Genomic DNA, 14,299 nt, shown 5'->3' on the forward strand with positions numbered 1-14,299 from the left:
GCAATTAACAACCTACATCATTAATACAAACGGTATAAAAGAGCACCTATGTCGGTCAGTGTTCCAAGCAACGCAGCGAACTTGTCACATATCTGCCGAATTTTAACATCATTCACGGCGACTATGCGAGTTAAAAAGTAAAAATTATCCAAGGATCCGCGGCGCTCTCGAATGAATAAACTTCAAGATAGACCAAAGTCTTAATTTCGCGTGTTCATATGTAACTAATTACTTAGCACCGTTACCTGGATACAAAAAAGCCAGTCTTAAGACTGGCTTTTTTAGCAGATACAACCCAATTACAGCAGGTTGTTGATAGCTACGTCCGGGTTTACATCCGCGTCATAATCAACGCCGGCTAAATCGAAGCCAAACAGATGTAAGAACTCTTTGTGGTAACCCACATAGTCGGTCAGCTCGTCGATGGTATCGGTATCAACCGTATCCCAAATTTTCTGGATGCGCTGCTGCACGTCGTCTTCAAGCTCTTTATAGTTCTGGAACAGGTGGCCACCGTCATCAAAGCGCGGCGTTTCGCCGTACAGGTTCTCTTTGAACAACGCGGTAATTTGCTCGATCGTTCCTTCATAAGTGCCGTCTTCTTTCATCACTTTGAATAGCGCTGAAATATACAGAGGCATGATAGGAATCGCCGAACTCGCCTGCGTCACTACCGCGTTCAAAGAGCTCACATAGGCTTCGCCAGACAAGGCCGCCGTTGATGCTTTGATCTCTTGTGCGGCACGGTCCAGGTCTTCTTTTGCCTTACCAATGGTGGCGTGACCATAGATAGGCCAAGTCAGCTCTTTACCGATGTAGGTGTAAGCGGTTGTTTTGAAGTTATCGGCTAACACGCCTGCTTCATTAAGGGCCTCGATCCACAGCTGCCAATCTTCACCACCCATTACTTTTACGGTATTGGCGATTTCTTCTTCGCTGGCCGCTTCAACACTCACTTCGTCGATAACACGCTTTGAGGTGTTAAGGTTTTTAGTGGTCACACTCTCACCGATTGGCTTAAGCGTTGATGAGTAAGTTTCACCTGTTTTCGGGTCGGTACGACGCGGTGACGCCAGTGAATAAATAACCAGGTCAACCTTGCCTAGTTCATTCTTAATGGTGTCGATGGTTTGTGCCTTGATCTCATCGGAAAACGCATCGCCATTGATGTTCTTTGCCCAGATACCGGCTTCATCGGCAGCTTGTTGGAAAGCTGCGGTGTTATACCAGCCTGCAGACGCCGTTTTCTTCTCGGTACCTGGTTTTTCAAAGAACACACCCAGTGTTTTTGCGCCATGACCGAATGCAGATACGATGCGAGAAGCAAGGCCGTAACCAGTTGATGAACCGATCACTAAAACGTTTTTTGGACCCTGGCCCAAATCACCTTGGCTTTTTACATATTCTATTTGTTGTTGTACATGAGCCGCACAGCCTGCTGGGTGTGCGTTAGTGCAGATAAATCCACGGATTTTAGGCTTAATGACCATGATAAAATTCCATATCGTTGCCGAAAAATTAGCGCTAGTGTAGCGACTATTATCCACTACACAGGTCTGATGACTCGCGCCGAGTGTTTAATTATCAAATTTAGAACCACCTAAGCAGCGCGGCGAATCCGGGGCTTGTCCTTGTTTTTCGCTGAACTCTTCGGGGGTATAGGCATGAATAGCCAGCGCATGAATGTGCTCGCGCAGCTCCTGTGCCAGAATGTCGTTAATGGTGCGGTGACGTTGCAACAGCCGCTGTCCGGCAAATTGATCGCTGACCACCACCACTTTAAAGTGTGATTCACTGCCACGGGCATGCATATGGCTTTCATTTTCAACCCGCAGGTGTTTGCAGGGTATCCCTGCGCTGAGCTTTTGCTCGATACGCGTTTGCATAGACATAAATGACGTACCTGCCAACTAGTTAGGTGACGCTACTATAGCAAAGTCGAATCGATGTGGCGAAAGGTTAAATTGATGCGCCCCTGCGTAACCCTACGTTGCTTGGGCAGGCTATGGGCATAGCAACGTTGGCTTTGCCCCTTCATGAGCAGCAAACTGCCATTTGTTAATGCCAGGTCGGTTACCTCGCCACTGTCTTTGTGACGTAACTTAAACTTACGCAGCGCCCCCAAAGACAATGAGGCGATCACCGGCTCGGGGCCCAACTCGGGCTCGTCGTCACTGTGCCAGCCCATGCAATCTAGGCCATGGCGATAGTAATTAATCAACACCGCATTAAAATGACAGCCCAGCGTGCGATTAAGGCGATGGCGCATGGCGTCAAGCTCGGGCACCCAGGGCACAGGCTCGAAACGCTGCTGAGAATATTCATAAGCGCTGTCGGCATCTCCCATATAAACCTGCAGGCGTGGGATCGCATGCCACTTGCCAAACACCTGAATGCTGGGTTGTTGCCAGGGCAAGGTATCACGCAAATAGGCAAACAAGCGCTGTGCCTTCACCTCATCAAGGGCGTGAGCCTGGTAACTAAACATGCTTGGGGGTAAAGCCGGCGGCAATTGGTTGCTGTTTTGGGGGTGGGCGTTGGCACGCATCGTGATAAACTAGCGCCATTGTCAGTTAAACCTAAGTGCTCATGATAACATCAGCTCAACTAGGTGGTAATACCTACCACTTACATCGCTTGCCTTTACAACAGAAAAACCGCAGCCTGCAGGCATGGGACGCGGCCGATGAATACCTTATCGATTATATTAACGAGCATCATGGTGATGCCAAGCGTTTGCTGATCCTCAATGACGACTTCGGTGCCCTGGCCTGCGTCTTTAATCAATTAACTTCAGATTCAGTTAGTGATTCGTACATTGCTATGCAAGCATGGCAGCATAATCTGAAAGAAAATAACTTGAATACCGAGCAACTTACACCGCTGACCAGCCTTGAACCGCTCGCCGACGATTACGATCTGGTGATCGGCAAAATACCGAAAAACAGTGGCTACCTTCAGCACCAATTGGCGCAACTGTCGCACAAACTAAAACCGGGGACCCCCGTGGTCTTAGCGGGTAAAACCAAAGCCATACATACCTCAACCATTAATTTGGTGGAGCGCTATATCGGTCCTGCTACCACCACCTTGGCTCAGAAAAAGGCACGCCTGATCACCGCGACCATGCACAATAAGGCGCAGCCAAGCCCGTTTCCCAAACGTTGGCAACTGGAAGGCAGTGACTTCACCTTGGTCAATCATGCCAATGTGTTTTCACGCGATTCTTTGGACATCGGTGCGCGCTTCTTCAGTAATTACCTGCCGCAATCGAAAAAGCCAATTCGCATTATCGACCTTGGCTGTGGCAATGGCGTGATTGGCCTGCAAACCTTGCTGAAGTGCCCCGAGGCGCAGGTGACCTTTGTTGATGAGTCTGCCATGGCTGTGGCCTCGGCGCAGCAAACCATCCTAGAGAACCTGCCCGATGAACTGCATCGCTGTGAGTTTATTCATAACGATTGTCTGTCTGGCTTTGCCGCCCAAGGCTATGACCTGGTGCTATGTAATCCACCCTTCCATCAGCAAAATGCGGTGACCGACCACATCGCCTGGCAGATGTTTAACGACGCCAAAAAAGTATTGCGTCCCGGCGGTGAGCTTCGTATCGTAGGCAACCGACACCTTGATTACCATGAAAAACTAAAGCGCTTATTCGGCGGCTCCAAACTCCTTGGTTCAAACAAGAAGTTTGTCGTACTGAGCGCGAAAAAAGTAATAGGATAATTATGTTTAACCGTTTTTCACTGCTTGCCATTATCGTTTTGAGCACGGCACTTACAGGATGTAGCAACCGCTCGGCACAGGCCATCTTGGACCCTTATTACCAAAGCGGCCAACTTACCAGCTATAACCAGGCGCTGTCTTTGCAGGTGATTGACCAAAGAGCGAAGGCACCGACCATCTCCATCGCCCAGGGCGACAAACGTTATTTGATGTCCACCCCGGACTTAAATAATAAGATGCAAAAGGTTTTCACCCAAGCTCTGCAAGCCAATGGTGCTCATATCAGCGCCATGGCTAGCACCCATATGCAGGTAGCCATTCACACTTTAAATGCCACTGTGATGCAAAATACCGTGGACCATCATAGTGAAGCGCAAATCGCCCTGCAGGTGTTCGTCGAGCGTAATGGTAGCCAGTTCAATAAAATGTATAATGGCCAAAGCCAGTTTCGCGGCCCCTTTGGCTATGATCAGGCCAAGGTCGAGGCGCAACTGAATAAACTTATCGAACAGCTTGTGGCACGCATTATGAGCGACCCCGAGCTTAATACTTACATGCAAAAGGGAGCGTCATGAACACTCGCCTCATCAGTGCCTTATTTACCTTATGCTTAATGCTGACGCCATTCGCGCACGCAGCGGTGCAGGGTGAATTTGTGCAAAAGAGCAATTTATTTCCCCGCGTCGAGTTCACTACCAGCCTAGGAAAAATCGTTGTCGAGCTAGATCGCTCACGCGCGCCGCTGACGGTGAACAATTTCCTTACCTATGTGCAAGATGGCAGCTACAAGGGCTCTGTTTTTCACCGTGTCGAGCGCGATGAAGAAAACGACCGTGACTTTGTGATTCAAGGTGGCGGCTACGATAAAGACTATGATGGCCTGCATGAAAATGACCCCATTTTCAATGAAAGCGGCAGCGGTCTGAAAAATGATATGTACACCATAGCCATGGCCTACCAGGATCGTAAACCGCACTCGGCCACACGCCAGTTTTTCTTCAACATGGACAACAATGACCACCTTAACCCAGGCAGTGACTGGGGCTTCTCGGTGTTCGGTTCAGTAGTAGAAGGCTTTGAAACCTTAGATAAGATCATGCGCGTCGAAACCGATTTCCAGGAAAAAATAGGCTATTCCTATGTGCCTAAACAAGCGGTGATTATTTTTGACATCAAGGTGCTTGAAGCACAGCCGTACTAGATCTACCAGGGCGAGTCTAATCGCCCTTTTTCTTCTCGCTAATAATAAGAATAAGCATGAGCCACACAGCCCTCTCTTTACGCGACTTCACCCAACATTTTCGCGACCGCCGCTTGGTCACCGTGTTTATTTTTGGCATCAGCAGCGGCTTTCCCTGGGTGTTGATTGGCTCGGTCATGAGCGCCTGGCTTAAAGACGAAGGCTTAAGCCGTTCGATGATCGGCCTGTTCGGCATGGTGTTTGGCGCCTACTCCATTAACTTTTTATGGTCGCCCCTGGTCGACCGTGTGCGTATTCCACTGCTCACCAAGTGGCTGGGTCAACGCCGCAGCTGGATATTGTGCTGCCTCTGCATTGTGTTTTCCGCCACCCTGAGCATGGCGTTTGTCGATATCAGCGGACAACTTTTTGTTATTGCCCTACTGGCACTGATTATCGCCATAGCGTCTGCTACCCAGGATATAGCCATTGATGCATACCGTATTGATATTTTGGCGGAAAAAGAAAGTGAAAAAATGTCGGCGGCGGCGGCCATGGCAACCAGTGGTTGGTGGACAGGTTATGCTCTGCTCGGCGCCCTGCCCTTTTATGCCGCGGATATTCCCGGTGTCGACTGGCCTGATGTGTATTTGGCATTGGCGGTGATTGTCGCCCTATTGATCGTCTATGTCTTCTTTGCCCAAGAGCCCGAGTCGAATCGCGAGCTTGTGCACGCCCGATTAGAGCAACAGTATCAGCAGCAACTCGGTAAACACGCCACCGTTTTACCACGTTGGTTAAATATCGTGATTGCCTGGCTTGGGGTGACCATTATCGAGCCGCTGCGCAGTTTCTTTACCCGTAACGGGGTTAAAACCGCCTTAGCCTTACTGGCCTTTATCTTCCTCTTTAAAATTGGCGAGGCTTTCCTGGCACGCATGTCCATCGTCTTTTATAAAGAAGTGGGTTTTAGCAACTCAGATATCGCCACCTTTTCCAAGCTCGGCACCGCGGTACTCACCATTATTTTTGCCTTTTTAGGCAGCGTGTTTAATAATCGCTTCGGAATAGTAAAAGGTTTATTTATCAGCGGCATAGCTATGGCTGCATCGAACCTGATGTTCTCCTGGATTGCCGTTGCAGGACCCAAGCTCTCACTTTACGCGATGGCCATTGTTCTCGATGGCTTTACCCAGGCCTGGTCCTTGGTGGCCATGGTGGCCTTTATTTCCATGCTTTGTGACCGCGCCTTTAGCGCCACCCACTATGCCTTGCTTGCCTCCCTGGGCAATCTTGGACGCACCCTGTTATCGGGGTACAGTGGCGTGATAGTCGACGATTGGTTGCACGGTGATTGGTCGATGTTTTTTATTCTCACGGCGCTGATGGTAATACCGTCGTTGGTATTTTTGTTTTTGATACGCAAACGCTTGTATCAATTAGAGTGGCAGTTTCATGAAAATGGGCGTAAAGCCAAGGAGCAGGAATAATACCAATTCTGTTAAGTATGTGATCAGATATCGCGCTGGATAAATAATGTACTAACAAGGCGGGATTTTTTATATGTAGTTATTCTACATCGAAAAATTTCAACATAGTGAGCATGATATTTAGCCCGCTAGAATGACTCGCTATTTAAGTGAATTGGTATAAAACTATAGAGCCCTTCCTGGGCTCCAGAAAATAGGCTTTCAATGCTTATTTAAGTAGCGCTAACCCTTCATAAGGATCCACATCCAGCGCTTCACAGTAACGGATGAATTCAATCACGTCTAAACGACGCTCTTGGTTTTCAATTTTACCGATAAATGAATGTGGTGTGCCCAACACCTGCGCCAAACTGCGCATGGTATGGCCTTTCTCATGGCGTTTATCTTTAAGCCATTTGGTTAGTCTTCCATTTTCCTCGGAAGAAACGGTTTTACCCATCATAATTACATCTCCTACTAGATGAATCGATTGCTGTAAAGTTTCTATAATTATTAGTGAATGAAATTTGCCCGTCTCATTCAGCCAGTATTAAAGCACATGTCCCATTTTAGGTATAGCGTATGTACAAAAGTTTACCTAATTTCGGCGCGAAATAGTTTACATACCTTATAACAATAAAATACTACTGATAAATTAGATAGATAGCTCTAATTTATACGGCGTTCGCTAAGTCTTTAATTTTTCTTTAGAGGGTAGGAATTTTGCGCTAAGATTGAGTTAAATCATCATTTTTGGGGAAAAGATGTTTCGCTTGCTGTTTTTGTTGCCGGTAATTCTGTGCGTCGCCTGGTGGCTGTTTCTTAATGCCAACAATATTCCCCTAAAACAGGGCCGTAAGGGTTTCTTTTATATAATTATTTTCTCAATGTTCGTGTTAGGGTTCTTTACCTTTATGGTGTATATAACGAACAGCGATTTATAATCATCAAAAATAAAAAATGCCGCATAAGCGGCATTTTTTATTTTATCTTTGCACTGCGGTTATACGCTAAAGCTGGCACCACAACCACACGTAGTGGTGGCATTGGGGTTGTTTACGAAGAAACGCGAACCTTCCAAGCCCTCGGTATAATCCACTTCACCATCGACCAGGTATTGCAAACTCATGGGATCCACCACCAAGGTGACGCCATTTTTCACGATTTGCATATCGCCCGGGTTGGCTTCTTCGGCGAAAGTAAAACCATATTGGAAACCAGAACATCCGCCGCCGGTGACATAAACACGCAGCATTAGCGAAGGATTCTCTTCCTCTTCGATCAACTGCTTAACGCGCGCCGCTGCGGCATCGCTGAATTTAATTGGAACTTGCTCGGACATACCGTCTCTCTCACTACCTATTTGCCCAAATTATCTAATACCCGACTAAGTTAATCAAGTATTGGCTGCACCGCCTTCGTTAATCTCGAGCACGGGGGTCACAATACAAAGAAGCAAACCCTGATACTAAACAAGGATTTATTAGGTAACGTTTGATAAACTACTGATAATATAACTTCCCCCTTATTCAGCCTGAGGAATTGGTATGCATCTAGAGGCGCTGAGACGTCGCCTTGCCCGACCAAAAACATCGGCGCAACTGTGCTTATTAGGTATCGCCGCCGGCCTTATCGCCGCGGGTCTGATCATCATGTTTCGCCTCACTATCATCATAGCGCAAAACCTGTTTCTCGATGATTTTGACGACTTTACCACCATGGGCGAGCTACAACGCTTTTTGCTCCCGGTCGGCGCCGCCTGCGTGATTGCCTTTTTTGCCTACCTTACCGGCTTTAAGCACTACCGCCTGGGGATCCCCTTCGTGATCCACCGCATGAAAATGCATTATGGACAAATGCCGTTTTACAACACGGTCAACCAGTTCTTTGGTGGTGCTCTGGCACTGATCAGCGGCTTTTCGGTGGGCCGCGAAGGCCCCTCGGTCCATATGGGTGCAACCGGTGCCAGCATACTCGCCAATCAATTGCATTTGCCCTATAACGCCATGCGTACCCTCAGCGGCTGCGGTGTCGCCGCCGGTATTGCCGCCTCCTTCAACACGCCGCTGGCGGCGGTAATTTTCGTTATGGAGGTGGTTATTCGTGAATACAAGGTGCATATTTTCGTGCCCATCATGCTAGCGGCGGTAACAGGCGCCCTAGCCACACAATTTGTCTTTGGCGCCGACTCCGAGCTGGCGCTGATAAGCGTAACCCCCTTAAGTTTTTGGCATTATCCGTATTTGGTGATCTGCGGCATGACCTTGGGCGCCGTGGCCTATGCCTTTAATAAAAACCTGATGCTGATTATCCGCACCTTTAAACCCCTTTCCATGTTGCCGCGACTGCTGATTGCCGGGGTTATCGCCGGCGGCATCGGCTATCTGGTGCCCCAAGCCATGGGCTCTGGCATGAGCGCCATCACCATTGCCATGAACTCCCCGGATAATGTGCAGCTGCTGCTGACCATATTAATCGCCAAACTGCTGGCCACCTTATTCGCCATCGGTTTGGGGATCCCAGGCGGTATTATCGGCCCAGTCATAGGGTTGGGCGTGGTGATGGGCACCCTGATGTCCTTCTTTGCCCACCTTGTGGCTCCGGGCACGGATGTGGCCGGTACCTATGGCGTTTTAGGCATGGCCGGCTTACTCGCCGCCACCTTACACGCTCCCTTAGCAGCGTTAACCGCAGTGATGGAGCTCACCTCCAGCCCGCAAATTATCGTGCCCGCCATGTTGGTGATAGTGACCGCCTATGTCACCGCACTGCAGGTCTTTGGTAATCGCTCCATTTTCTTGCAGCAGCTTGATTTTCAAGGGCTTACCTACCAGGTTTCCCCCGCCAAAGAGGCACTGCAAAAGGTGGGGATCATGGCGGAAATGAATGAAAACTTTAAGCTGCTCTACTCCGCCGACAAGGAGCTGATCAAGGAGTCTCTGGCGCACCTTGATGGGCAAACGCCGCTTATCGTCTACGACGAAGACAATGGCTACCGCCTGGCGGAATACGATTTGAACCTGATGTCACAAGAGAACATCAATATTCTCTATGTGGAACTCGATGGAGTAAGCTCACAGGCCACCTTGGCCGACGCCTTTGACATTCTTAAAGACAAACGCAGCGGTGCGGTCTATGTGTATGATATGCACGATGAAAAGGAAATCGTTGGCATTTTACGCTGGGATCAAATTCGCCACATTCTCACCATTCGTAACGCCCTATTATAAAAAGGAAGCACCATGACTTTAGTGTTAGTTTACAAAGCCCTGCACCTGTTTTTTATGGTTGCCTGGTTTGCCGGTATTTTTTATTTACCCAGGCTCTTTGTTTATCACGCCCTAAACGAAGAAAAGTCCTGCAGCGCCATGCTAAAGGTGATGGAGCGCCGCCTGCTTTTTTTCGTCACCCCCTTTGCTATTTTGACCGCGGTGTTTGGGGTACTGACCATCATGGAATATGGCCGTGACTGGTTCCGCGCCAGCATGTGGCTGCACTATAAACTGGCGCTGGTTCTGGTGCTCTATGCCTACCACGGCTATTGCTTTAAGTTGCTGGCCGACTTCAAGCACGATCGCAACACCCGCAGCGACCGTTTTTACCGTATTTTTAATGAATTTCCGGTGCTGATCCTCGCGGCCATCATCTTTTTAGCAGTATTGAAACCAGTACTCTAAAAATACCGAAAAATTTGCTATAGTGCGCAGCCAAACGCGGTGGCGTTTAAATGTCGGGGGCGCACATGCAAATTCGCCCCTTGACAGGACACCGAATTATTTACTTTAACGTTTGGGACGACCTCCATGCTACGCTTTCAAGGTGAACACATTCTCTCTGTAAATCAACTCGATAGAGACAGTATCGAGCATATATTTGCAGTCGCAAAACGGATGGAACCTTATGCCAAAAAACAAAAACGCACTAAGGTGCTCGAAGGCGCCATTCTTGCCAACCTGTTTTTTGAACCCAGTACCCGTACTCGCGTGAGCTTCGGCACCGCCTTCAACCTGCTTGGCGGTTTGGTACGCGAAACGACCGGTATGCAGAGCTCGGCGCTGGCCAAGGGCGAATCCTTGTACGACACCGCCCGTGTTATTTCAGCCTATGCCGATGCCGTAGCCATGCGTCACCCGGATGCCGGTTCGGTCGCCGAGTTTGCCACCGGCTGTAGCGTCCCAGTTCTTAACGGTGGTGACGGCCCCAACGAGCACCCGACTCAGGCCCTGCTTGACCTTCTAACCATAGACCGCGAGCTGGCCCGTTTTGGCCAAAAGGTCGATGGCATGCACATTGCCCTGGTGGGTGATTTAAAATATGGTCGCACCGTGCACTCTTTGTCTAAGCTGCTTTGCCACTACAAAGATGTTCGCTTTACCATGGTGGCGCCGGATGGCTTGCAAATGCCACAGAGCATCCTCGACACCGTAACCAATGCCGGTCACCAAATCGAACTGGTGGATAAAATGGAAGGCAATCTGGCCGCCGATATCGTCTACCAAACCCGTATTCAGGAAGAGCGTTTCCCCAGCCAGGAAGAAGCCAATAAATATCGCGGTGGTTTCCGCATCAGCCAGGCGATTTACAACGCCCACTGTAAGCCAAGCTCGGTATTGATGCACCCATTGCCGCGCGATAGCCGCAGCGATGCCAATGAGCTGGATAACGACCTAAATAGCAACGACAACCTGGCCATCTTCCGTCAGGTACAAAATGGCGTGCTGATCCGCATGGCCTTGTTTGCGCTAACCCTGGGCGTCGACAACCTGGTCGAGAAACATGAGACCAGTGTGCCCTGGTTCAGCCGTAAACGTGAAGATTAATTTGCCAACCTAATAGGAAGCAACATGAGCAAAAGCCAAGATTTATTTACCCGCGCCCAAGCCTCGATCCCCGGTGGCGTGAACTCTCCAGTCCGTGCTTTCAACGGCGTTGGCGGTACCCCATTGTTTATCACCCATGCCGAAGGCGCTTACACCTTTGATGCCGATGGCAACAAATACATCGACTACGTGGGTTCATGGGGACCTATGATTTTGGGTCATAACCACCCGGAAATTAAACAGGCCGTACACGAAGCGGTTGAGCGCGGCCTAAGTTATGGGCGCCCACGGAAGCGGAAATCGAGATGGCCGAGAAGGTTAAAGAGTTAGTGCCTTCTATCGACTCGGTACGCATGGTGAATTCGGGCACCGAAGCCACCATGAGTGCCATTCGTCTGGCCCGTGGCTACACGGGTCGCGATAAGATTTTAAAATTTGAAGGCTGTTACCACGGCCATGCCGACTCTCTGCTGGTTAAAGCGGGCTCGGGTGCCCTGACCTTGGGCGTACCAAACTCACCGGGTATTCCGGAAGACTTCGCCAAGCACACGCTGACCGTGTCTTTCAACAACCTGGATGAAGTGAAAGCGATTTTTGCCAAGTACCCAGAAGAGATCGCCTGTATCATCATCGAGCCGGTTGCCGGTAACATGAACTGTATTCCGCCGGTTGAGGGCTTCTTAGAAGGCCTACGTGCAATCTGTGATGAATATAAGAGCGTGCTGATCTTTGATGAAGTAATGACAGGTTTCCGCGTCGCCCTAGGTGGCGCCCAGGCTTATTACAATATCACTCCGGACTTGACCTGTTTAGGTAAGGTGATCGGCGGCGGTATGCCGGTAGGTGCCTTCGGTGGTAAGAAAGAAATCATGGATTACATTGCCCCGGTAGGCCCTGTGTATCAAGCTGGTACCCTGTCTGGCAACCCAATTGCTATGGCCGCAGGTCTAAAAGCCCTTGAGCTACTGAGCAAGCCAGGTTTGCATGAAGAGCTGGAAGCGAAAAGCAAGGCCATCTGTGAAGGCTTCCAAGCCGCTGCAGACAAGGCCGGTATCCCACTTACTACCAACTATGCCGGTGGTATGTATGGCTTCTTCTTCACCGATGCCGACAAGGTAACCAGTTACCAGCAAGCCACCGAGTGCGACTTAGAGCGCTTTAAGCGTTTCTTCCACCTTATGCTTGAAGAAGGCGTATACCTTGCTCCTTCTGCGTTTGAGGCGGGCTTTGTGTGCCAGGCACACGATGACGAAGCCATCGCCCAAACCATAGCTGCGGCGGAGCGTGCCTTCGCTAAGTTATAAGTTGGCAATGAAAACTGAAACCGCCCTTGTGGCGGTTTCACACTACTGCAAAGACTTTTGCTTTACCTCTCATCCCAGCCTCTCGCTTGTAGCTCAAAAACCTTACAATCGCTTACAGACAACAACCCACCCGAGATTACCCATTTCAACCCTGTGAGTGCAGCCATAGCATAATGCCAGCGCCCGCACCCTGATGCCAAATCCAACATAATCCTACGTTCCCCAATGGCAACCAGCAAAATAATTAACTAAAAATTAACATTTGAAATTGCGTTTTGATAATCCGTGGCTATGGTTTAAGTGCTGTACGAACGTGATCAAATTCAAGGGACTTTGTTATTCGCCTTGTTGGCGAAAAACGCCTTTGCTTCGACCTGGTTTTTATAAACAAATCACACGGAGAGTACCTATGACTACCCCCAAAAAACGCCCTACGATAGTTCCTGCTTCCCTGGCATCCGAAGTCAGCCTACTTGTTAAAGAGTTACCGAATACCGTCTATCATAACGACACCCCCAGCTGCGTGAGTGCCATCGCCGAATTTGCGCCTATGGGCGGTGTGCTCATCGCCTACCCAGGCACCGTAGCACCAAGCCAACCTCAGTTTCCGCCCTCTGGACCGCGCTCATTCGGTATTCCGAATGAGTTGATTGTCCGCATGCAGCAAAATGATACCTCAAACCCCGTCCATATTTTTGTGATGTGTGGCGATGTAAGCCAAAAACAAATTATCGATCAAGATCTAAGCGAAACGGCATCGGCACTGGGTTTAACCTACAACCCTGAGCACCTGCATATAGTTCCCTGGGATACGGATACCTTCTGGACCCGGGATTTTGGACCTTGGTGGGTCCACAACAAGGACTCCGATTATTACGGTATTGCCAAGCATACCTATACCACCTTAGGCGGCGGCGAAGTGGGGTTAGTTGAAGGTGCGGAAAATGTCTCACCCAAGGAAGGCTTGGGGATCTTTAGACCCAATGATGATTACGGCGCCGTCAAATTTTCAGATTTTCTCAACAACCCTATTCGTCAGTGGAATAAGGCCCGCTGGCATAAAGAAGAGCCAACCAAGTTGACACCCATCAAGGTGCATAATTTCTATTATTCCGGCTTACTCGATGTGGGCGGTAACTACATGGTTGATGGCAAGGGCAACATAGCTTCTACCTATCTGGTAGCAACGCAAAATGAGCTACCCACCCACAATGAGGGGGACCTCTATAAAAATGCGCCGGAGATCATCGAGAAGCGAATGCATTATATACTCGAGCAGCTTAATCGCTTTATGGGTATTAGCTCTTATCGCGTGCTCGATGACCCCACAGGCACCTACATCGGTCACATTGATTGTTGGGGTAAGTTTTTATCAGAGGATAAGGTACTGGTTGCGCAATCTGAAAATACCGAGATTAATAAAAAACTTAATGACATTGCCGATAACTTCGCACAGGAATATCAGGTCTATCGTGTACTTTGCCAAAACATGTATATTCCTAACGCCGACGAGCCTGCGACAACGGCTGCCTACACTAATAGCCTGATATTAAATAACTTTGTATATGTTCCTCTGTCTGGGCAAGGATACGAAAAATACGATGAGGACGCATTGGCTGCCTATCGAGCTGCATTACCGGGCCATACGGTTATTGGCATTGACAGTAAGCCTGAATTTCCCTGGCTGGGTACCGATGCCATGCATTGTCGCACCCGAGGTGTACCCAGACAGGTGGTCGATAATTGGTTAGCCAGCCTTAAACCAACTCACCCTTAAACCTAACCCTTATAGATGAGGAC

14 protein-coding genes and 1 pseudogene are annotated in these 14,299 nt (G+C 49.2%); 10 read left to right on the forward strand and 5 right to left on the reverse strand.

Annotated features, from left to right (window positions below; genetic code table 11):
- Positions 1–299 precede the first annotated feature (299 nt).
- The 3 genes from fabV to C2M36_RS15515 form a co-directional block, all read right to left on the reverse strand.
- Positions 300–1,490: an enoyl-ACP reductase FabV gene (fabV, locus tag C2M36_RS15505; protein ID WP_105188158.1), complete on the reverse strand. Its 1,191-nt coding sequence runs from the start codon at positions 1,488–1,490 to the stop codon at positions 300–302.
- Between the two features lie 87 nt (positions 1,491–1,577).
- Positions 1,578–1,892: a BolA family protein gene (locus C2M36_RS15510; RefSeq protein WP_105188159.1), complete on the reverse strand. Its 315-nt coding sequence runs from the start codon at positions 1,890–1,892 to the stop codon at positions 1,578–1,580.
- Positions 1,893–1,927: 35 nt separating this feature from the next.
- On the reverse strand, positions 1,928–2,548 hold the full coding sequence (locus C2M36_RS15515) for an alpha-ketoglutarate-dependent dioxygenase AlkB family protein (RefSeq protein WP_105255673.1): 621 nt from the start codon (positions 2,546–2,548) through the stop codon (positions 1,928–1,930).
- Between the two features lie 41 nt (positions 2,549–2,589).
- Here C2M36_RS15515 and C2M36_RS15520 point away from each other — a divergent pair, with 41 nt between their 5' ends.
- From C2M36_RS15520 to C2M36_RS15535, 4 genes are read left to right on the forward strand one after another with little or no spacing between them, the layout of a single operon-like run.
- Positions 2,590–3,726, forward strand: coding sequence for a methyltransferase (locus C2M36_RS15520; protein ID WP_105188161.1), 1,137 nt, complete (start codon positions 2,590–2,592; stop codon positions 3,724–3,726).
- A gap of 2 nt (positions 3,727–3,728) precedes the next feature.
- Entirely contained in the window at positions 3,729–4,301 is a 573-nt protein-coding gene (locus tag C2M36_RS15525) for a YajG family lipoprotein (protein ID WP_105188162.1), read from the forward strand.
- 38 nt (positions 4,302–4,339) lie between these two features.
- On the forward strand, positions 4,340–4,927 hold the full coding sequence (locus C2M36_RS15530) for a peptidylprolyl isomerase (protein WP_442792532.1): 588 nt from the start codon (positions 4,340–4,342) through the stop codon (positions 4,925–4,927).
- Between the two features lie 56 nt (positions 4,928–4,983).
- Positions 4,984–6,396 carry an AmpG family muropeptide MFS transporter gene (locus C2M36_RS15535; RefSeq protein WP_105255674.1) on the forward strand — a complete coding sequence of 471 codons (1,413 nt, stop codon included), beginning with the start codon at positions 4,984–4,986 and terminating at the stop codon, positions 6,394–6,396.
- A gap of 208 nt (positions 6,397–6,604) precedes the next feature.
- Here the strand turns inward: C2M36_RS15535 and C2M36_RS15540 are convergent, their stop codons facing one another.
- Positions 6,605–6,838, reverse strand: a complete 234-nt coding sequence (locus tag C2M36_RS15540; protein ID WP_105188164.1) for a helix-turn-helix domain-containing protein — start codon at positions 6,836–6,838, stop codon at positions 6,605–6,607.
- 301 nt (positions 6,839–7,139) lie between these two features.
- Here C2M36_RS15540 and C2M36_RS17040 point away from each other — a divergent pair, with 301 nt between their 5' ends.
- Entirely contained in the window at positions 7,140–7,319 is a 180-nt protein-coding gene (locus tag C2M36_RS17040) for a hypothetical protein (protein WP_105255675.1), read from the forward strand.
- Positions 7,320–7,378: 59 nt separating this feature from the next.
- Here the strand turns inward: C2M36_RS17040 and erpA are convergent, their stop codons facing one another.
- A complete protein-coding gene (erpA, locus tag C2M36_RS15550; protein ID WP_105255676.1) occupies positions 7,379–7,717 on the reverse strand; it encodes an iron-sulfur cluster insertion protein ErpA in 339 nt (112 codons plus the stop codon).
- A gap of 205 nt (positions 7,718–7,922) precedes the next feature.
- On the opposite strand from erpA, the gene C2M36_RS15555 reads away from it, so the two are divergent.
- The 5 genes and pseudogenes from C2M36_RS15555 (at position 7,923) to C2M36_RS15575 (ending at position 14,276) form a co-directional block, all read left to right on the forward strand.
- A complete protein-coding gene (locus C2M36_RS15555; protein ID WP_105255677.1) occupies positions 7,923–9,605 on the forward strand; it encodes a chloride channel protein in 1,683 nt (560 codons plus the stop codon).
- A gap of 12 nt (positions 9,606–9,617) precedes the next feature.
- Positions 9,618–10,052 (forward strand): CopD family protein, encoded by a 435-nt coding sequence (locus C2M36_RS15560; protein ID WP_105255678.1) that lies wholly within the window; start codon positions 9,618–9,620, stop codon positions 10,050–10,052.
- Positions 10,053–10,178: 126 nt separating this feature from the next.
- The gene (locus tag C2M36_RS15565) at positions 10,179–11,195 is read left to right on the forward strand and encodes an aspartate carbamoyltransferase (protein WP_105255679.1); all 1,017 of its coding nucleotides are present in this window, start codon (positions 10,179–10,181) and stop codon (positions 11,193–11,195) included.
- 24 nt (positions 11,196–11,219) lie between these two features.
- Positions 11,220–12,499: pseudogene (gene hemL / locus C2M36_RS15570) on the forward strand (glutamate-1-semialdehyde 2,1-aminomutase).
- Positions 12,500–12,908: 409 nt separating this feature from the next.
- Positions 12,909–14,276 carry an agmatine deiminase family protein gene (locus tag C2M36_RS15575; protein ID WP_105255680.1) on the forward strand — a complete coding sequence of 456 codons (1,368 nt, stop codon included), beginning with the start codon at positions 12,909–12,911 and terminating at the stop codon, positions 14,274–14,276.
- The last annotated feature ends 23 nt before the right edge of the window (positions 14,277–14,299 follow it).

Source organism: Pseudoalteromonas sp. T1lg75 (assembly GCF_002964705.1).
Classification (GTDB): domain Bacteria; phylum Pseudomonadota; class Gammaproteobacteria; order Enterobacterales; family Alteromonadaceae; genus Pseudoalteromonas.

Excerpts from the sequence above, each read along its gene's own strand:
- fabV (WP_105188158.1), bottom strand. The coding sequence starts at position 1,490 with ATGGTCATTAAGCCTAAAATCCGTGGATTTATCTGCACTAACGCACAC.
- C2M36_RS15510 (WP_105188159.1), bottom strand. The coding sequence starts at position 1,892 with ATGTCTATGCAAACGCGTATCGAGCAAAAGCTCAGCGCAGGGATACCC.
- C2M36_RS15515 (WP_105255673.1), bottom strand. The coding sequence starts at position 2,548 with ATGCGTGCCAACGCCCACCCCCAAAACAGCAACCAATTGCCGCCGGCT.
- C2M36_RS15520 (WP_105188161.1), top strand. The coding sequence starts at position 2,590 with ATGATAACATCAGCTCAACTAGGTGGTAATACCTACCACTTACATCGC.
- C2M36_RS15525 (WP_105188162.1), top strand. The coding sequence starts at position 3,729 with ATGTTTAACCGTTTTTCACTGCTTGCCATTATCGTTTTGAGCACGGCA.
- C2M36_RS15530 (WP_442792532.1), top strand. The coding sequence starts at position 4,340 with ATGCTGACGCCATTCGCGCACGCAGCGGTGCAGGGTGAATTTGTGCAA.
- C2M36_RS15535 (WP_105255674.1), top strand. The coding sequence starts at position 4,984 with ATGAGCCACACAGCCCTCTCTTTACGCGACTTCACCCAACATTTTCGC.
- C2M36_RS15540 (WP_105188164.1), bottom strand. The coding sequence starts at position 6,838 with ATGATGGGTAAAACCGTTTCTTCCGAGGAAAATGGAAGACTAACCAAA.
- C2M36_RS17040 (WP_105255675.1), top strand. The coding sequence starts at position 7,140 with ATGTTTCGCTTGCTGTTTTTGTTGCCGGTAATTCTGTGCGTCGCCTGG.
- erpA (WP_105255676.1), bottom strand. The coding sequence starts at position 7,717 with ATGTCCGAGCAAGTTCCAATTAAATTCAGCGATGCCGCAGCGGCGCGC.
- C2M36_RS15555 (WP_105255677.1), top strand. The coding sequence starts at position 7,923 with ATGCATCTAGAGGCGCTGAGACGTCGCCTTGCCCGACCAAAAACATCG.
- C2M36_RS15560 (WP_105255678.1), top strand. The coding sequence starts at position 9,618 with ATGACTTTAGTGTTAGTTTACAAAGCCCTGCACCTGTTTTTTATGGTT.
- C2M36_RS15565 (WP_105255679.1), top strand. The coding sequence starts at position 10,179 with ATGCTACGCTTTCAAGGTGAACACATTCTCTCTGTAAATCAACTCGAT.
- C2M36_RS15575 (WP_105255680.1), top strand. The coding sequence starts at position 12,909 with ATGACTACCCCCAAAAAACGCCCTACGATAGTTCCTGCTTCCCTGGCA.